Here is an 18,999-nt window from a genome sequence, read left to right on the forward strand (position 1 = left end):
GTTCAGATGTAAACCCATTTGGGCAGAATATCTCGCTGGGTTTCGGCTAGAATGGCGGCTTTACCGATGAGGGAACCTTGACCTGTGCTGCTGCTAATCATTACTACTATTCTTTGGGCGTTTTCATTCAGCCTGATTGGCGAGTACCTCGCCGGTCAGGTGGACAGCTGGTTCGCCGTACTGGTGAGGCTGTCCCTCGCCGCGCTGGTATTCCTGCCTTTCCTGCGCTGGCGCGGCTATACCGCCCGTCAACTGCTGTGGTATATGGCGATGGGAGCATGCCAGCTGGGCATCATGTATCTGTTCAGTTATCGGGCCTATCTGTATCTGACGGTGCCTGAGTTCCTGCTGTTTACCGTCATGACCCCCCTCTACATCACCCTGATTTACGACCTGATGCGTGGCCAGCGACTACGGATTGGCTATGTCTTCAGCGCCCTGCTGGCGGTCGCCGGCGCCGCCATCATTCGCTATGACCAGTTGAGTGAGCATTTCTGGTGGGGGCTGATGCTGGTGCAGGGGGCCAATATTTTCTTCGCCATCGGGTTGGTCGGCTATAAGCGACTCATGGAGGTGCACCCGATGCCTCAGCATACCGCCTTTTCCTGGTTCTATCTGGGGGCTTTTATCGTTGCGGTGATTGCCTGGCTGCTGTTTGGCAACCCACAGCAATTGCCGACCACCGGTCTGCAGTGGGGGATCCTGGTATGGCTGGGCGTCGTCGCCTCGGGGCTGGGCTACTTCATGTGGAACTATGGCGCTACCCAGGTAGACGCCGGCACCCTCGGCATCATGAACAATGTGCATGTCCCCGCCGGATTGCTGGTAAACCTCGCCATTTGGCAGGAGCAGCCCCACTGGCCAAGCTTTATTATCGGCGGGACGGTGATCATGGCTTCGCTATGGGTGCACCGGCGCTGGGTCGCCCCGCGTCGCGAACATACGGAAGATGGGCGATAGCGTGCTGACGCGCCGATCGGATAAACGCTTCTGTGACCGGCTGGCGCTGCTCGCCATCGCGCACGGCGGCGTATAGCCGGCTCCACAATCCTTCTCCCAGGGTCTTGGTCACCACCAGGCCTTGCTGCTCAAAGTTTTCGACTACCCAGTGAGGCAGGGCGGCAATGCCCATGCCGGCCGACACCATCTGGATAAGCAAAAGGGTATTATCGACACTTTTCAATATCGGGCTGACTCCCGCCGGCTGCAGGAAGTGGCGCCAGATATCCATCCGCTGTCGCTGGACCGGATAAATCAGTAGCGTCTCGTCGTGCAGATCCTCAGGCACAATCCGTTCTTTGCCGGCAAGATCATGGTCCGGGGCCAGCACCAGCCTGACTTCATAATCAAACATCGGTACATAATACAGCCCGCTGCGCGCCAGGATATCTGATGTCAGCACCAGATCCAGCTCGCCCTGCTGCAGGGCCGGCTGCGGATCAAAGGTCACGCCTGAGCGAAAATCCATCAATACCTGGGGGCACTGCTGATGAAATTCACTCAGCGCCGGCGTCAGCCATTGAATACAGCTGTGGCATTCGATAGCCAGGCGAAGGGTGGTCTGGTGGGGCTCTTGACAATTTTGCAGCGCCTGCTGCACCTGCGGCAGTATCTGTTCCGCCAGCTGAAGCAGGATCTCTCCCTGGGGCGTAAAGCGCAGCGGCTGGCTTTTGCGAACGAATAAACGGAACCCCAGCCGCTGCTCCAAATCGCTGAACTGGTGCGATAGAGCCGATTGCGTCTGGTGAAGTTGGGCCGCCGCCGCAGCCAGTGAGCCACTGTTGCGTAGGGCCTGCAGCGTTCGCAGATGTTTAAGTTCGATCATGAGGGTCGTTCACCTGGAAGTGAATAAATTGCGCTTGTGAATGACACAGTACATGGTGATTATGGATGTGTAAACATCTGGACGTCTAAATGGGAGAGGGTAATGGCAATTCTGAGTCACACACTGGGCTTTCCACGTGTCGGTCTGCACCGCGAACTGAAAAAAGCGCAAGAGAGTTACTGGGCGGGCAAATCCTCTCAGGAAGAGTTGCTGGCGGTAGGACGCGAACTGCGCGCCCGACACTGGCAACAGCAAAAAGACGCCGGGGTGGATGTGCTGCCGGTGGGTGATTTTGCCTGGTATGACCATGTTCTCACCACCAGCCTGATGCTGGATAACGTGCCTGCTCGCCACCGTGATGGCGACAAACCCTCTGATTTAGATACTTTATTTCGTATCGGCCGTGGCCGCGCACCGACCGGTGAACCCGCCGCTGCCGCTGAAATGACTAAATGGTTTAACACCAACTACCATTACATGGTGCCTGAGTTCAATCAGGATCAATCATTCCGTCTCGGCTGGAGTCAGTTACTGGATGAGGTGGATGAAGCGCTGGCGCTAGGCCACAACGTCAAGCCGGTGCTTTTAGGACCCGTCACCTATCTGTGGCTGGGCAAAGTGAAGGGCACTGCTTTTGATCGCCTCTCACTGCTGGCCAAGCTGTTACCGGTTTATCAGCAGATCCTGGCTGAACTGGCCAGCCGCGGTATTGAATGGGTGCAGATTGATGAACCGGCCCTGGTGCTGGAGCTACCTCAGGAATGGCAGAGTGCCTACCAGCAAGCATTCCAGGCGTTGCAGGGACCGGTCAAACTGCTGCTGACCACCTATTTTGACAGCATCGGTCATCATCTGGACGTTATTCGTGCGTTGCCGGTTCAGGGTCTGCATGTTGACCTGGTCGGCGGCGCTGATGATGTGCTGCACTTACACCATCAACTGCCGGCCGACTGGCTGCTTTCCTTAGGCGTTATCAACGGCCGTAATGTATGGCGTGCCGATGTGGCCAAGCGGGCCCAGCAGATCCAGCCGTTGGTCGGAAAACGTGCCCTGTGGGTCGGATCGTCCTGCTCGCTGCTGCACAGCCCAATCGATTTGTCGGTCGAAACCCGCCTGGACGAAGAAGTCAAAAGCTGGTTTGCCTTCGCACTGCAAAAATGTGCTGAACTGGGTCTGCTGACTGACGCCCTTAATCAGCCGGGTCCGGACAGCCTGCAGCAACTCCTTGAATACAGCCAGCCTATCCGTCACCGCGAACATTCCAGCCGGGTAAATAATCCGGCGGTCAGAGCCCGCGTGGAAAAAATCAGCGCCAGCGACAGCCAGCGTAAACAGCCCTATTCCCGGCGTGCGGAACTGCAGCGCGATCGATTCCAATTGCCTCAATGGCCTACCACCACCATCGGTTCATTCCCGCAAACCACGGAAATCCGCGGCCTGCGTTTGGATTTCAAGCGTGGTCGCCTGGACCATACCCGCTACCGCGCCGGCATCGGCGAGCATATCAAACAGGCTATCACCGAACAGGAACGCTTAGGATTGGACGTGCTGGTCCATGGTGAAGCCGAACGTAATGATATGGTTGAGTATTTCGGCGAACATCTGGATGGGTTTGTTTTCACCCAAAATGGCTGGGTCCAGAGCTACGGTTCACGCTGCGTCAAGCCGCCGATCATCATCGGTGATATCAGCCGCCCGGAAGCTATTACCGTCGAATGGGCTCAATATGCCCAGTCGCTGACCGACAAACCGGTTAAAGGCATGCTTACCGGTCCGGTGACCATCCTGTGCTGGTCATTCCCGCGGGAAGATGTCAGCCGCAAAGTTATCGCCCGCCAGATAGCGCTAGCGCTGCGTGATGAGGTCGCTGACCTGGAGCAGGCCGGCATCGGCATCATCCAGATAGACGAACCGGCACTGCGTGAAGGTCTGCCGCTGCGCCAGTCTGAATGGCAGGCTTACCTGGACTGGGCGGTGGAAGCGTTCCGCCTTAACGCTGCCGTGGCCCGCGATGACACCCAAATCCACACCCACATGTGTTATTGCGAGTTCAATGACATCATGGACTCGATTGCCGCGCTGGATGCGGACGTGATCACCATCGAAACCTCGCGTTCGGATATGGAGTTGCTCGAGTCATTTAAAGCGTTCGATTACCCCAACGAAATCGGACCTGGCGTATATGATATTCACTCGCCCAACGTCCCGAGCGAGGAGTGGATTGTTGCGCTGCTGCGTAAAGCCGCCCAGCGTATTCCGGCAGAGCGCTTGTGGGTTAACCCGGACTGCGGCCTGAAAACCCGCGCATGGCCTGAAACGCGCGAGTCGCTGGCCAATATGGTGACCGCCGCCAGACGCCTGCGCGCTGAAAGCCTGTAATCCCGGTCCCGGATGCCGCTTAGGCGTCTGCGGACATGACATTACCGCTTCCCTAAAACGCAGCTCTTACCCGGAGCGGCGTTTTTTTTTGCTATCCGTGGGGTGAAAAGCAGTTTTACGGCCGGTAATTTCTTATAATGGCCCGATATTCCGCGGAACGGCATTCAGCTGTCAGAGGTATTCACTATGGCGACATCCGACGTATTTCATTTGGGCCTGACTTTTGATGATTTAAAAGGCGCGACGCTGGCCATCGTGCCGGGAGATCCTCAGCGGGTGGAAAAGATCGCTCAGTTAATGGATAACCCGGTCTTCCTGGCGTCTCATCGCGAATTCACCACCTGGCGCGCTGAGCTTGCCGGCAAAACGGTGATTGTCTGCTCTACCGGTATCGGTGGGCCTTCCACCTCGATTGCGGTTGAAGAGCTTTCCCAACTGGGTATTCGCACTTTTTTACGCATCGGCACCACCGGCGCCATCCAGTCCCATATCCAGGTCGGGGATGTACTGGTCACCACCGCCGCCGTTCGTCTTGACGGGGCCAGCCTGCATTTTGCACCGATGGAGTTCCCGGCGGTGGCGGATTTCGCCTGTACCAGCGCACTGGTGTCGGCGGCTAATCAGCTCGGGGCCCAGGTGCACCTGGGCGTAACGGCCTCTTCTGATACTTTCTATCCAGGCCAGGAGCGCTACGACACCTATTCCGGCCGGGTGGTCAGTCGCTTTAAAGGCTCCATGGAAGAGTGGCAGGGCATGGGGGTAATGAACTATGAAATGGAGTCCGCCACGCTGCTGACCATGTGCGCCACCCAAGGCCTGAGAGCCGGCATGGTTGCCGGGGTGATCGTCAATCGCACCCAGCAGGAAATCCCCAACGCCGAAACCATGAAGCAGACCGAAAGCCAGGCGGTCAACATCGTGGTGGCAGCCGCCAGACTGCTGCTGACCGCCTGAGAACAGACTGGACATCTATCCAGTTCGCCCTTAACGTGGCTGTCAGCATCGTTTTTTGGCGGAGGCCACATGGATTACAGCCTGTTTTACGCACTGGGCGGGGTCGCCATCGGCCTGTTGTCTGGCCTGCTGATTGCCGGGTTGCGGCATCAGAAGCTGCTGGCCGAGCAGCAGTCGGCGTTACGCCTCCAGCAGCAATCGGCAGCACAGCTTGATCAAGATCTGCAAAATGCGCGGGCAAGCCTTTTGCAGCAGCAGAGCCAGCGCAGCGAAACCGAGCGAGAAATGCGCGAACTGTATGGCCGCCTGGCGGCGGCCGAAGAGCGGCTGGCGCCGTTAGCCCACTGGCGCGGCGAGTGTGGGCAGCTTAATCAGGAACTGCGCGCCCAGCGGGAGGTCAATAGCGCCCAGGAGGCTGAGCTGCGCGAGGTGACCATCCGGCTGGAAGAAACCCGTATTGCTGCCGAAGAGAAGCAGCGCCTGCTTATCAACAGCGAACAGCGACTCTCGTCGCAGTTTGAAAACCTTGCCAACCGTATTTTCGAGCAGAGCGGCCGTAAAGTCGATGAACAGAACCGGCAGAGCCTCGACCGGCTGCTGGTGCCGCTGCGTGAACAACTGGACGGTTTTCGCCGCCAGGTACAAGACAGCTTCGGCCAGGAATCGCGCGAGCGACACACCCTGGCACATGAAATCCGTAATCTCCAGCAGCTCAATAGCCAAATGGCCCGTGAAGCGGTCAACCTGACCCGTGCCCTGAAGGGGGATAACAAAACCCAGGGCAACTGGGGGGAAGTGGTGCTCAGCCGGGTTCTCGAAGCTTCCGGTCTGCGCGAGGGCCATGAGTTTGAGACCCAGGTCAATATCCAGACCGACGCCAATCGCCGGATGCAGCCCGACGTGATTGTTCGCCTGCCCCAGGGCAAGGATGTGGTCATCGATGCCAAAATGTCGCTGGTGGCCTATGAGCGTTACTTCAACAGTGAGGACGAGAGCGAGCGGGAAATGGCCCTGCAGGAACACGTCCATTCCCTGCGTAGCCACATGCGGTTGCTGGGCAGAAAAGATTATCAACAGTTACCCGGTTTACGTACTCTGGATTATGTGTTGATGTTTGTCCCGGTAGAACCGGCCTTTATGGTCGCCGTCGACCGGCAGCCGGAACTTGTCAGCGAAGCGCTGAGGCACAATATCATGCTGGTCAGCCCGACTACGCTTTTGGTCGCGCTGCGTACCATCAGCAATCTGTGGCGTTATGAACAGCAAAGTCGTAACGCCCAGCTGATTGCCGAACGGGCCGCCCGCCTCTACGATAAGATGCGGCTGTTCGTCGACGACATGGGAGCCATAGGGCAAAGTCTTGATAAAGCGCAATCCGGCTACCGGTCGGCGATGAATAAATTAACGCAGGGCCGTGGTAATATCATCAGCCAGGCAGAAAGCTTCCGGACGTTGGGGGTGGAAATCAAACGCCCGATAAATCCAGCCTTGACTGAACAGGCGGCCGATCAGGCCGCGCCACCCGGACGGGACGCTGAACAGATTGCGGCAGCGGCGCGCGACGAGTTGCCGCTTGGCTAGCCCGGCAGGGGCGGAGTGGGGCTTTATCCGCGCATCTGTTACACTTCACTGATAACTGATTGAGCAGGACGACAAAACATGGCTGATGAAGACAAACGCGAAACGACCCATTTCGGCTTTCGCACCGTAGCGAAGGATGAGAAGGCGGTCATGGTGGCGGATGTATTCCATTCCGTTGCGGCAAAATATGACCTGATGAATGACCTGATGTCGTTTGGCATCCATCGTATCTGGAAGCGTTTCGCGATTCAGTGCAGCGGCGTCCGACGCGGTCAGAAAGTGCTCGATTTAGCCGGCGGCACCGGTGATTTGACCGCTAAATTCTCGCGCCTGGTGGGTGAGCAGGGTGAAGTGGTGCTGGCGGATATCAATGATTCAATGCTCAAGGTCGGCCGTGAAAAGCTGCGCAACAAAGGTATTATCGGCAACGTCAGCTATGTGCAGGCCAATGCTGAAGCGCTGCCCTTCCCGGACGATACCTTTGACTGTATTACCATTTCGTTCGGCTTGCGTAACGTGACCGAAAAAGAACAGGCGCTGCGGTCCATGTATCGCGTGCTCAAGCCTGGCGGACGCCTGCTTATCCTCGAGTTTTCCACTCCCTTGTTCAAGCCGCTCAATAAAGCCTATGACCTGTATTCCTTCCATGTCCTGCCGCGTATCGGCGATATGGTGGCGCGTGATGCCGGCAGCTACCGCTATCTGGCGGAGTCGATTCGTATGCACCCGGACCAGGAAACGCTGAAAAGCATGATGCTTGAGGCTGGCTTCGACAATGCCGAATACTTCAATATGACCGGAGGTATCGTTGCGCTGCACCGCGGTTATAAATTCTGATCGGGAAATCTCATGTTAGTCATGCCATTGATTACTGCCGCGCTCGAAACCGGGCTTAACCGTCTGCTTTACCCTGATACCGCCATGAAACCGGCCCGTCAGCGCCTGAAAGGTAAAGTATTGAGAATTGAAATGGCGGAGCTGGATAATCCCGTTATTCTGGTGTTCGGCGACGCTCAACTTGATGTGCTGACCGTCTGGGATGACCAGGCCGACTGTACGGTGAAAACCCACCTTGGCGCACTGCCTGCGCTGAGTGATCGCCAGAATTTGCCGTTGCTTATCAAGAATGGCAGTCTGGATGTATCAGGCGACCTGCAGGTAGTGCAGCAGTTCGTGACCTTGCTGGATATGGCGGAAGCCGACCCCGCCGATCTGCTCGCGCCTTACCTTGGCGATATAGTGGCTGAAGGCTTGACCCAGTCGGTTCGTTCCCGGCTTACCGGCCTGAAACGCCGTGTGGCGGGCCAGCAGGACTGGCTCGCCCAATCTATCACCGAAGAGTGGCGATTAGCACCCTCGGCCCTTGAGCAGGCCTGGTTCGCAGAAGAAGTGGATAATCTCAGTCAGAAGGAAGCCAGCCTGGCTGTACGTTTGAAAAAACTGGAGGCAAGCCGATGATTTTAGGTGAATTTCGACGCCTCTACGTCATCGTCCGCGTCGTGCTGAGCTACGGGCTGGATGAACTGATTCCACGCATGCGGCTGACGCTGCCGCTGCGCCTCGGACGCCGGCTGCTGTTCTGGATGCCTGCCGAGCACAGCGATAAGGTACTGGGCGAGCGCCTGCGGCTGGCCATGCAGGAACTGGGGCCGGTATGGATCAAATTCGGCCAGATGCTGTCGACCCGCCGCGACCTGCTGCCGCCCGCCATCGCCGATCAACTGGCGATGCTGCAGGACCGGGTAGCGCCTTTCGACGGCATGCTGGCGCGCCAGCATATCGAGAAGGCCATGGGTCAACCCCTGGAAACCTGGTTCGATGACTTCGAACCCGAGGCGCTGGCCTCCGCTTCTATCGCCCAGGTGCATACCGCCCGGCTCAAGACCAATGGCAAAGAAGTGGTCATCAAGGTGATAAGGCCTGATATTCTGCCGCTTATCAAAGCGGACATGAGGTTGATGTACCGCTTGGCCAGCCTGCTGCCGCATTTGTTGCCGGATGGTCGCCGGCTGCGCCCGGTGGAAGTGGTGCTGGAGTATGAGAAAACGCTGCTGGATGAACTCAACCTGCTGCGTGAAGCGGCCAACGCCATCCAGCTGCGTCGCAATTTTGAAAACAGCGAGATGCTCTATATTCCGGAAGTCTATCCGGATTATTGCAGTGAAACCATGATGGTCATGGAACGCATCTATGGCGTGCCGGTCTCAGATATGGCGGCGTTGGAAAAGCAGGGCACCAATTTAAAACTGCTGGCCGAGCGTGGGGTCCAGGTGTTTTTTACCCAGGTGTTCCGGGATAGTTTTTTCCATGGCGACATGCACCCGGGCAACATCTTTGTCAGTTTCGAACACCCTGAAAATCCACAGTATATCGGCATCGATTGCGGTATCGTTGGTTCGCTTAACAAAGAAGACAAGCGCTACCTGGCCGAGAATTTTATCGCCTTTTTCAACCGCGACTACCGCAAAGTGGCGGAGCTGCATGTAGACTCGGGCTGGGTCCCACCGGACACCAATGTAGAGGATTTCGAGTTCGCTATCCGTACGGTCTGCGAGCCGATATTTGAAAAACCGCTGGCTGAGATATCGTTTGGCCATGTACTGTTGAATCTGTTCAACACGGCGCGGCGCTTCAATATGGAAGTCCAGCCTCAGCTGGTGTTGCTGCAAAAGACCTTACTGTATATTGAAGGCATCGGACGGCAGTTATATCCGCAACTGGATTTGTGGAAAACAGCCAAACCTTTTCTGGAAAGCTGGATCAAAGATCAGGTGGGCATCCCGGCTATCGTCCGGGCGCTGAAAGAAAAGGCGCCTTACTGGGCTGAAAAGCTGCCTGAACTGCCCGAATTGATTTATGACGGGTTCAAGCAGCATCGACTGCTGCTGAAAAGCGTCGATAAATTGACGACCGAGCTGCGCGTTCAGCGCGTGCGCCAGGGACAGGCCAGATTTTTATTTGGTATCGGAGCAACCTTACTGCTCAGTGGCACCTTTTTATTGTCACAGGGACATGCTATGAATTCATTCCCTGCCTGGCTGATGGCCGGCGGCATTGTCAGCTGGATTGTTGGTTGGAAACGGACTGCTTAACCTTATTGCCGTCGCACCTTGTCGGCAGAGCTTATTGATTTTAATTAGAGGCAAAATTATGGGTGGTATCAGTATTTGGCAGTTAGCCATCATCGCGGTCATCGTGGTATTGCTGTTCGGCACGAAGAAGCTTCGCGGTATGGGATCTGATCTGGGTGAGTCTATCAAGGGCTTCAAGAAGGCCATGAGCGACGATGATAAAACGCCGCCGCCATCATCACCGAAAACGGGTGAGGATGCGGACTTTACGGCCAAGACCATCGCTCAGACCCCTGAACCACCCAAGCCTGAAGAAACCAAGAGCAAAGATAAAGAGCAGGTATAACCCGTGTTCGATATTGGATTTGGAGAACTGGCGCTGGTGTTTGTCATCGGCCTGGTGGTGCTTGGGCCTGAGCGCCTGCCGGTTGCCGTCAGAACGGTTTCCGGCTGGATAAGGGCGCTCCGCTCTCTGGCCTCGACGGTGCAGAATGAGCTGACCCAGGAACTAAAGCTGCAGGAACTGCAGGACAGCCTGAAAAAGGTCGAGAAGGCCAGCAAGGACAGTCTTTCGCCGGAGCTGAAAGCCTCGATGGAAGAGCTGCGCGAAGCCGCTGAGTCGATGAAAAAAAGCTACCAGGATAATGAAAAACAGCTGGATGACGAAGAGTACCGCACCATCGGCAATCCGCTGGCCGCTGACGACGAAGCTTATCATGACGGTGTGACTCCGGCAGAAGGCGTTAGCCAGGCCGAAGCGCCGCCGATGAAGCCGGAGCCGGTGGAGCTGGCGAAAAAGCCGGCGAACCCCCCGTCTGAGGTTAAGGCAGATCCGACCATAAAGGCGGATGCCCAGGTCTCCAGGCCGGCGGCAAAACCGGAGCAGGCAAAGGCGCCCGCGGCGCCCGACGCCGCTTCATACACTCCTGAACCGGATAAGCAGCGTTAAAACATGGCCGTTGAAGATACCCAACCGCTTATCAGCCATTTGATTGAGCTGCGTAAGCGTTTACTGAACTGCATTATCAGCGTCCTGCTGGTGTTCCTGGCGCTGATATATTTTTCCAATGACATTTATCAATTGGTCTCGGCTCCGCTTATCAAACAGCTGCCGGCCGGCGCCAGTATGATCGCCACCGACGTGGCCTCGCCATTCTTTACACCGGTGAAGCTGACCATCATCGTCTCGGTGTTCGCTGCTGCCCCGCTTATTCTTTATCAGGTCTGGGCATTTGTCGCCCCGGCGCTCTACAAACACGAACGCCGCCTGATGATGCCTTTGCTGCTGTCCAGTACCCTGTTGTTCTATGCTGGCATGGCGTTTGCTTATTTTATTGTATTCCCGCTGGCGTTCAGCTTTTTTGCCCAGACCGCCCCCCAGGGGGTGCTGATCGCCACCGACATCAACAACTATCTCGACTTCGTGATGGCGCTGTTCATGGCCTTCGGCGTGTCATTCGAAGTGCCGATAGCGATAGTACTGCTGTGCTGGAGCGGCGTGGTTACGCCGGAAGATCTGAAGCAGAAGCGGCCCTATGTCCTGGTTGGCGCGTTTGTGGTCGGCATGCTGCTGACGCCGCCTGACGTCTTTTCCCAGACGCTGCTGGCCATTCCGATGTATCTGCTGTTTGAAATAGGGTTGTTCTTTGCACGCTTTTATGTCGGTAAAGGCCGGCAGCGTAAAGGGGAGGATGATGAAAGCGATGAGACTGAGGTACCGCCGCAGTAATCGGTGATTTAAGCCGGGAAGGGGGCCAGTTATCTGGCCCACAGCTTCCCGGTCGTACATTACACTTTCTGGAAGTGCCGATTGTCCAGGCTTTGGCAAACTTGCTTATTGAGCAGGTTGAGCAGCAGCATAGAGCGGGCTTCCCCATCCGGCTCGGTATAGATGGCCTGCAATCCCTCGAACACCCCTTCGGTTATCATCACCATATCGCCCACATGCGGCGTTTGCGGATCTGTCACCCCTTCATAACAGTGATCGCGCAGTTCATCTATGACGTCGACCGGAATGGTCACCGGCAAACTGCCGAACCGGACAAAATGACTCACCCCGCGCGTGGCGCTGATGGTGGTGGTATGAATGGTTTCGGGATCGAATTCGATAAACAGGTAATTCGGAAACAGCGGTTCATGGATTTGGGTCCGCTTACCCCTGACGACCTTCTCAAGAGTGACCATCGGACTCAGACAGGCCACCGACTGCCTTTCCAAATGCTCTTTGGCGCGCAAAAGCTGACCGCGTTTACAATACAATAAATACCATGCTTCCATAATAATGCACCTGTGTCACCGGTAACTTAGCATAACAAAACCATGCCGCTATATATAGTGTTGCTGTTTACAGGTAAAAATTGATGTTGGTAATAGTTTAAATTTTACGGTGAATTTTGACAAAAGGGCAGCAAGCCTGCTAAACAGACTTTATAATGCAGGCATAACCCGGCCCCTGATGACGCTATGAAATACCGTGACTTGCGCGACTTCCTCTCGCTGCTTGAAAAGCGAGGTGAACTGAAACGAATTAGCCTTCCCATTGATCCCTATCTGGAAATGACGGAAATAGCCGATCGCACTCTGCGTGCCGGCGGTCCGGCGCTGCTGTTCGAAAATCCCAAAGGCTATGATATGCCGGTGCTGTGCAACCTGTTCGGCACGCCTGAGCGGGTTGCTTTGGGCATGGGGCAGGAGAGCACCGCAGCGCTGAGGGATGTTGGCAGGCTGCTGGCTTTTCTCAAAGAGCCGGAACCGCCGAAGGGATTTCGTGATTTGTTGGATAAAGCGCCCAAGTTCAAGCAAGTGCTCAACATGCCCACCAAGCGCCTGCATACTGCACCCTGCCAGGAGCAGGTGTGGCAGGGCGCAGACGTGGACCTGGGACGTATCCCCATCATGCATTGCTGGCCCGGCGATGCGGCCCCGCTTATCACCTGGGGGCTGACGGTGACCCGCGGGCCGCATAAAGAACGGCAAAACCTGGGTATCTATCGTCAGCAGGTGCTGGGCAGGAACAAAGTCATCATGCGTTGGCTGTCTCATCGCGGCGGCGCACTGGATTACCAGGAATGGTGCCAGGCTAACCCCGGCAAGCGATTCCCGGTAGCGGTAGCGCTGGGTGCCGATCCGGCCACAATCCTCGGGGCGGTTACCCCAGTGCCGGATACTCTTTCCGAGTATGCCTTTGCCGGCCTGCTGCGCGGTTATAAAACCGAAGTGGTCAAATGCCTGTCGTGCGACCTGGACGTGCCGGCCAGCGCGGAAATCGTGCTCGAGGGCTATCTGGAGCCAGGAGAAGTGGCGCCGGAAGGCCCTTATGGCGATCATACCGGTTATTACAATGAAATTGACAACTTCCCGGTATTTACCGTCACCCATATTACCCAGCGGCGCGATGCCATCTATCATTCGACCTACACCGGTCGGCCGCCTGATGAGCCTGCGGTCATGGGCGTCGCGCTGAATGAAGTCTTTGTGCCGATATTACAGAAACAGTTTCCTGAAATTGTCGATTTTTACCTGCCGCCTGAAGGCTGCTCTTATCGCCTGGCGGTAGTCACTATCAAGAAGCAGTATGCGGGACATGCCAAGCGGGTGATGATGGGAGTATGGTCTTTTCTTCGTCAATTCATGTATACCAAATTTGTCATCGTATGCGATGATGATATTAACGCACGTGACTGGAAAGACGTGATATGGGCGATTACTACTCGTATGGACCCGGCGCGCGATACGGTTTTAATGGAAAATACGGCAATAGATTATCTGGATTTCGCATCCCCGGTCTCCGGATTGGGGTCGAAAATGGGAATGGATGCTACCAATAAATGGCCGGGTGAAACGCAGCGTGAATGGGGCACTCCTATTGTTATGGACCAAGCTGTCCGAGCACGCGTTGATGCCATATGGGAAGATATGGCTATATTCAAAGAGAGTGGTAAGAAACCGTGAAGGCACGGTTCTCTATTCCGTTTTGCTCAAATGACCCGATAGAGGGAATGCATGACAACATTGACCTGTAAGGTCTCTTCCGTAGATGCCATCACCGATACGGTTTATCGGGTACGCCTGGTTCCGGAAGGTCCTTTTAGTTTTCACGCCGGACAATATCTGATGGTGGTGATGGATGAACGGGATAAGCGTCCTTTTTCACTGGCATCAACGCCGATGGAAAGCAGCTTTATCGAGTTGCATATCGGCGCATCGGAGCTCAACCTCTACGCCATGGCGGTCATGGACCGCATTCTGAAAGATCGCGAAATTACCGTCGATCTTCCCCATGGCGAGGCCTGGCTGCGTGATGACACTGACCGACCGATAGTTCTGATAGCCGGCGGTACCGGTTTTTCCTATACCCGCTCTATCCTGCTGACGGTGCTTTCACGTCAGCCAGAGCGCGAAGTCTCCATTTACTGGGGGGGCCGCGAACTGGAGCATCTGTATGACCTGGACGAGCTGCAGGCATTATGCCTGCAGCACCCGCGCCTCAACGTGATTCCGGTGGTTGAACAGCCGGATGATAACTGGCAGGGCCGTACCGGCACCGTGCTGAGCGCAGTGCTGCAGGATTACGGCTCGCTGGAGTCGCACGATATCTATATTGCCGGTCGCTTCGAGATGGCCAAGATAGCCCGGGAGCGCTTCTGCGCCGAACGCGGTGCCCAGGAAAGCCGTATTTTCGGCGACGCCTTCGCTTTTATCTGATTTTGTCACAGGCGGCTTGCCCCTTTCCGGCAATGCCGCCGCTGTCTCCTCCAACAACGACATTGCTGTCTCCTTCAACAACGACATTGCTGTCTCCTTGAACAACCACCCCGCCAGTGTTCTTCTATCGCGCCTGATTACAGGCCTGTTCTCAATGGTTCCAACGCTTTCGCTGCAGGACGGCTATGGTAATATGGCCCCACATTTCGTATCGACATAAGGCCAGGTCATGGAATCCTTTTCTCATCTCTATCAGGATCATCTTGAGACGCTTTCGAAACGGGCGCGCGACATTCTCGGACGCCTTCAACTGGATGCGCTGCTTATCCATTCCGGTGAACCCATTACCGCGTTCCTTGATGATCATGATTATCCCTTTAAGGCCAACCCCCATTTCAAGGCCTGGCTGCCGGTAACCACCGTCCCTCACTGCTGGTTGTGGGTGGACGGCGTCAACAAACCCCGGCTGTGGTTTTACGCCCCAGTGGATTACTGGTACAGCGTCGAACCGATTCCCGATAGCTTCTGGACGTCGTGGATTGATATCATACCGATCCGTAATCCCAATGATATCGCCGGCCTGCTGCCGCCGGGACGCGATAAGGTGGCCTATCTGGGCAGCGCGCCGGAACGCGCCCGAAGCCTGGGGATCCAAGCCGACCGGCTGAATCCGAAACCGGTGCTGGACTATCTGCACTATCATCGCGCCTTCAAGACCGATTATGAACTGGCCTGTATGCGCGAAGCGCAAAAGACCGCGGTCACCGGCCATCGGGCGGCGCAGGAAGCTTTTCAATCCGGGATGAGTGAGTTTGATATCAATATGGCTTATCTCACCGCCACCGGCCACCGGGACACTGATGTGCCTTACGGTAATATCATTGCCCTGAATGAACATGCATCGGTGTTGCACTACACCAAACTGGATCAGCAGTTGCCTGACGACGTGCACAGTTTTCTGATTGACGCCGGCACCGAATACAATGGCTATGCGGCGGATCTAACCCGTACCTATGCGGCGGTCAAGGACAGCGAATTCGCCGATCTGGTCAAAGCGATGAATGAGCAGCAACTGGCGCTGATCGATACCCTCCAGACCGGTGTCAATTACATCGATTATCACATCCAGATGAACGGGCGTATTGCTACGCTGCTCAAGACGTACGATATTGTTACCGGCATCAGTGAAGAGGCGATGGTGAAAGAAGGCATAACCTGCCCGTTCCTGCCTCATGGGCTGGGTCATCCGCTGGGGCTTCAGGTGCATGACGTCGGCGGCTTCATGCAGGATGACCAGGGCACGCACCTTGCCCCGCCGGCGCTGTACCCCTGGCTGCGCTGTACCCGCGTGATGCAGCCGCGCATGGTGATGACCATTGAGCCGGGGCTTTATTTTATCGAGTCCCTGCTGGCGCCTTGGCGCGAAAGTGCATTCAGCCAGCATTTCAACTGGAAGCGTATTGCCTCCTTCATGCCTTATGGTGGAGTCCGTATCGAAGACAATATCGTCTTTAACGATAAACACATCGAGAATATGACGCGTAATCTCAAGCTGGCATGAACCAGGCGTACGCTGTGCCGGCCGCACCGATAATGCTCAGCGCTGAAATCAAAAAGAGCCGGTTTATCACGCTGCTGGAACCTGCCTGCGGGACCGTGGCGGCCAAGGCGTTCATTGCCCGCATCCGGGCGGAACACCCATCGGCGGCGCACCATTGCTGGGCTTATATCGCCGGCCCTGCCGATGACCAGCAGCAGTGGGGTTTTTCCGATGATGGCGAGCCCTCCGGCACCGCCGGACGACCGATGCTGGCCCAACTGGCCGGCAGCGGACTGGGGGAAATCACGGCGGTAGTGGTACGTTATTATGGCGGTGTCAGGCTCGGTACCGGCGGCCTGGTCAAAGCCTATGGCGGCGGCGTCCAGCAGGCGCTCAAGCGGGTGGTACGCCAGCAAAAAATACCCTACTCGCGGTTTATCCTCAGTTGCAGCTATGGCCAGGTTGCCTGGGTCGAAGCGGTTGTCAGGCAGGTTGATGGACGCATCCTGCAAGGAGATTACCAGGAATCGATTATACTCAGCGTAGAGCTACCGGCAGCTCGGTTAGACGAAGCGAATGAAAAGCTGCGGGATCTCAGTCATGGCGCATTGCTATTTTCAGCTGATTCACAATAATTGCATCCCCGGCAATATTTACATTTATTATTAAGGACCGTGCTGAAATGCATTTTCGCACTATAACCCGTATCGTCGGCCTGCTGGTCATCCTGTTTTCAGGAACCATGATCATTCCCGGCCTGGTTGCACTGATTTATCGGGACGGTGCCGGCAGTGCGTTTACCCAGACTTTTTTCGTCGCCCTGACGATTGGCCTGCTACTGTGGTTGCCTAACCGCCGCCAGAAGCATGAACTCAAGTCCCGTGAGGGTTTCCTGATCGTGGTGCTGTTCTGGACGGTGCTCGGCAGCGTCGGGGCATTGCCGTTCCTGTTCGCAGAACATCCCAACCTGTCGTTGACCGATGCGTTTTTTGAATCCTTCTCCGGACTGACCACGACCGGCGCCACGGCGCTGGTGGGGCTGGATAACTTGCCGAAGGCTATCCTGTTCTATCGTCAGATGCTGCAATGGTTCGGTGGCATGGGGATCATTGTGCTGGCGGTTGCTATCCTGCCTATTCTCGGCGTCGGCGGTATGCAGCTGTATCGAGCCGAGATGCCCGGCCCGCTGAAAGACAACAAAATGCGGCCGCGGATTGCCGAAACGGCCAAAACGCTGTGGTTCATCTATGTCGGCCTGACCATTGCCTGCGCCCTGGCGCTGTGGGGGGCGGGCATGACGGTGTTCGATGCCATCGGCCACAGCTTTTCGACCATCGCCATCGGCGGCTTTTCCACCCATGACGCCAGCATCGGCTACTTCCATAGCCCGATGATTAACACTATCGTCGCGGTATTTCTGCTGATTTCCGGCTGTAACTACGGATTGCATTTTGCCGTACTCAGTGGCCTTAATCCCCGCGTATACTGGCGCGATCCCGAGTTTCGCATGTTTATCATGGTCCAGTTCACGCTGGTGTTGGTCTGCACACTCATTCTGTGGCGTTTCAACGTCTATGAAACCAGTCTGCAAACCGTCAACCAGGCTTTCTTCCAGGTGGTTTCCATGGCGACCACGGCCGGCTTTACCACCGACAGCATTGCGCAGTGGCCATTGTTCCTGCCGATCCTGCTGCTGTGCTCAGCGTTTATCGGCGGCTGCGCCGGTTCTACCGGCGGCGGCCTGAAGGTAATTCGTATATTGCTGCTTTACCTGCAGGGTTCGCGTGAGCTTAAGCGTCTGGTCCACCCTAATGCGGTGTATACCATCAAGCTGGGCAATCGCGCCCTGCCGGAACGCATCCTTGAAGCGGTATGGGGCTTTTTCTCCGCCTATGCGCTGGTGTTTATCGTCAGCATGCTGGCGGTTATCGCTACCGGCGTCGATAATTTCTCCGCTTTTGCGGCAGTAGCCGCTACCCTTAACAACCTGGGGCCGGGCCTGGGTGTAGTGGCGGATAATTTCACCTCTATGAACGCCGCCGCCAAATGGATACTGATCCTGACTATGCTGTTTGGCCGACTGGAGGTTTTTACTCTGCTGGTGCTGTTCACCCCGACGTTCTGGCGTGAATAATCCCGTCAGCCGGCAGCGATGGAAAGCATAAGGTAAGTTATGAAAACATTGATTGTGTATTCCAGCCGGGATGGGCAAACGCGCAAAATCGCCGGACATATTGCCGACAGACTGGGGGGCACCTGCGATCTGGTGGACTTGGCCGATATTGGAAAAACGCCGGTGAATGACTATCAGCGGGTATTGATTGGCGCGGCGATACGCTATGGACACCATGCCGCCGGGCTGAAGCCGTTTATCGATCGCAACCTGGCATGGCTTAACCGGGTACCCAGCGCCTTTTTTTCGGTGAACCTTACCGCTCGCAAAGCTGAGAAACGATCGCCCGAGACTAATGCCTACAGCCGGAAATTTCTCGCCTCCACCCCCTGGCGTCCTGACCGTTGTGCGGTATTCGCCGGGGCGCTGCGTTATCCGCAGTATCCTTGGTATGACCGCATCATGATTCAGCTGATCATGCGGATGACCGGGGGAGAAACCGACAGCAGTAAAGAGATTGAATATACCGATTGGCATCAGGTTGATGATTTTGCCGATGACTTTGCTGCATTACTCGACAAAACGCCTGTTGCATAACCGTAAAGCCCACGGTTTGCTGAAAAAAAAACCGATCGGTAATTTTTCGTAAATTAGCGCTTGTCATGCCGCAGGAAGTCCCTATAATGCGCCTCCACTGACCGGGAATAAGCGCTTCGACGCACCGGGTCGGGAAGGGGAAAGCGCTTCGGTGAAGCAAATAAAAGCTTGACTCTTCAGCGGGAAAACGTAATATACGCCACCCGCGCCACGTGAGTTTTCTCACGCTGGCCAC

At 56.0% G+C, this 18,999-nt stretch carries 18 protein-coding genes; 16 read left to right on the forward strand and 2 right to left on the reverse strand.

What is annotated here, in order from left to right; all coding sequences use genetic code 11:
• Positions 1–84: 84 nt before the first annotated feature.
• Complete coding sequence (locus tag EDC52_RS12870) at positions 85–960, forward strand: carboxylate/amino acid/amine transporter (protein WP_131865736.1); 876 nt, start codon at positions 85–87, stop codon at positions 958–960.
• On the opposite strand, the gene metR is transcribed toward EDC52_RS12870, so the two are convergent.
• On the reverse strand, positions 890–1,825 hold the full coding sequence (gene metR / locus EDC52_RS12875) for an HTH-type transcriptional regulator MetR (protein WP_131865737.1): 936 nt from the start codon (positions 1,823–1,825) through the stop codon (positions 890–892). The two genes, EDC52_RS12870 and metR, sit on opposite strands and share 71 nt — an antisense overlap.
• A 102-nt stretch (positions 1,826–1,927) precedes the next feature.
• Between metR and metE the strand changes: the two genes are divergently transcribed.
• The 9 genes from metE (at position 1,928) to tatC (ending at position 11,539) form a co-directional block, all read left to right on the forward strand.
• On the forward strand, positions 1,928–4,204 hold the full coding sequence (gene metE / locus EDC52_RS12880) for a 5-methyltetrahydropteroyltriglutamate--homocysteine S-methyltransferase (protein ID WP_131865738.1): 2,277 nt from the start codon (positions 1,928–1,930) through the stop codon (positions 4,202–4,204).
• 186 nt (positions 4,205–4,390) lie between these two features.
• On the forward strand, positions 4,391–5,158 hold the full coding sequence (udp, locus tag EDC52_RS12885) for a uridine phosphorylase (RefSeq protein ID WP_131865739.1): 768 nt from the start codon (positions 4,391–4,393) through the stop codon (positions 5,156–5,158).
• Between the two features lie 69 nt (positions 5,159–5,227).
• A complete protein-coding gene (gene rmuC, locus EDC52_RS12890; protein WP_131865740.1) occupies positions 5,228–6,739 on the forward strand; it encodes a DNA recombination protein RmuC in 1,512 nt (503 codons plus the stop codon).
• A 78-nt stretch (positions 6,740–6,817) separates the two neighbouring features.
• Positions 6,818–7,576: a bifunctional demethylmenaquinone methyltransferase/2-methoxy-6-polyprenyl-1,4-benzoquinol methylase UbiE gene (ubiE, locus tag EDC52_RS12895; protein WP_131865741.1), complete on the forward strand. Its 759-nt coding sequence runs from the start codon at positions 6,818–6,820 to the stop codon at positions 7,574–7,576.
• A 12-nt stretch (positions 7,577–7,588) separates the two neighbouring features.
• Positions 7,589–8,197, forward strand: coding sequence for a ubiquinone biosynthesis protein UbiJ (gene ubiJ, locus EDC52_RS12900; RefSeq protein ID WP_131865742.1), 609 nt, complete (start codon positions 7,589–7,591; stop codon positions 8,195–8,197).
• On the forward strand, positions 8,194–9,831 hold the full coding sequence (ubiB, locus tag EDC52_RS12905; protein WP_131865743.1) for a ubiquinone biosynthesis regulatory protein kinase UbiB: 1,638 nt from the start codon (positions 8,194–8,196) through the stop codon (positions 9,829–9,831). Before ubiJ ends, ubiB begins: the two co-directional genes overlap by 4 nt.
• 58 nt (positions 9,832–9,889) lie before the next feature.
• Positions 9,890–10,156 (forward strand): twin-arginine translocase TatA/TatE family subunit, encoded by a 267-nt coding sequence (gene tatA, locus EDC52_RS12910; RefSeq protein ID WP_131865744.1) that lies wholly within the window; start codon positions 9,890–9,892, stop codon positions 10,154–10,156.
• 3 nt (positions 10,157–10,159) lie between these two features.
• Entirely contained in the window at positions 10,160–10,759 is a 600-nt protein-coding gene (tatB, locus tag EDC52_RS12915) for a Sec-independent protein translocase protein TatB (protein WP_131865745.1), read from the forward strand.
• A 3-nt stretch (positions 10,760–10,762) separates the two neighbouring features.
• On the forward strand, positions 10,763–11,539 hold the full coding sequence (tatC, locus tag EDC52_RS12920; protein ID WP_131865746.1) for a Sec-independent protein translocase subunit TatC: 777 nt from the start codon (positions 10,763–10,765) through the stop codon (positions 11,537–11,539).
• Between the two features lie 59 nt (positions 11,540–11,598).
• Here tatC and rfaH read toward each other — a convergent pair whose 3' ends face one another.
• On the reverse strand, positions 11,599–12,087 hold the full coding sequence (rfaH, locus tag EDC52_RS12925; RefSeq protein ID WP_131865747.1) for a transcription/translation regulatory transformer protein RfaH: 489 nt from the start codon (positions 12,085–12,087) through the stop codon (positions 11,599–11,601).
• 186 nt (positions 12,088–12,273) lie between these two features.
• On the opposite strand from rfaH, the gene ubiD reads away from it, so the two are divergent.
• The 6 genes from ubiD (at position 12,274) to hemG (ending at position 18,764) form a co-directional block, all read left to right on the forward strand.
• The gene (gene ubiD / locus EDC52_RS12930) at positions 12,274–13,761 is read left to right on the forward strand and encodes a 4-hydroxy-3-polyprenylbenzoate decarboxylase (protein WP_131865748.1); all 1,488 of its coding nucleotides are present in this window, start codon (positions 12,274–12,276) and stop codon (positions 13,759–13,761) included.
• A 51-nt stretch (positions 13,762–13,812) separates the two neighbouring features.
• On the forward strand, positions 13,813–14,514 hold the full coding sequence (fre, locus tag EDC52_RS12935) for an NAD(P)H-flavin reductase (protein WP_131865749.1): 702 nt from the start codon (positions 13,813–13,815) through the stop codon (positions 14,512–14,514).
• A 229-nt stretch (positions 14,515–14,743) separates the two neighbouring features.
• A complete protein-coding gene (gene pepQ, locus EDC52_RS12940; RefSeq protein WP_131865750.1) occupies positions 14,744–16,075 on the forward strand; it encodes a Xaa-Pro dipeptidase in 1,332 nt (443 codons plus the stop codon).
• On the forward strand, positions 16,072–16,689 hold the full coding sequence (locus EDC52_RS12945; protein WP_131865751.1) for an IMPACT family protein: 618 nt from the start codon (positions 16,072–16,074) through the stop codon (positions 16,687–16,689). Before pepQ ends, EDC52_RS12945 begins: the two co-directional genes overlap by 4 nt.
• 47 nt (positions 16,690–16,736) lie before the next feature.
• Positions 16,737–18,188 (forward strand): Trk system potassium transporter TrkH, encoded by a 1,452-nt coding sequence (gene trkH / locus EDC52_RS12950; RefSeq protein WP_131865752.1) that lies wholly within the window; start codon positions 16,737–16,739, stop codon positions 18,186–18,188.
• Positions 18,189–18,227: 39 nt separating this feature from the next.
• Positions 18,228–18,764, forward strand: coding sequence for a menaquinone-dependent protoporphyrinogen IX dehydrogenase (gene hemG / locus EDC52_RS12955; protein WP_131865753.1), 537 nt, complete (start codon positions 18,228–18,230; stop codon positions 18,762–18,764).
• Positions 18,765–18,999: the final 235 nt, after the last annotated feature.

It is taken from the genome of Biostraticola tofi, assembly GCF_004343195.1.
In the GTDB taxonomy this organism is placed as follows: domain Bacteria; phylum Pseudomonadota; class Gammaproteobacteria; order Enterobacterales; family Enterobacteriaceae; genus Biostraticola; species Biostraticola tofi.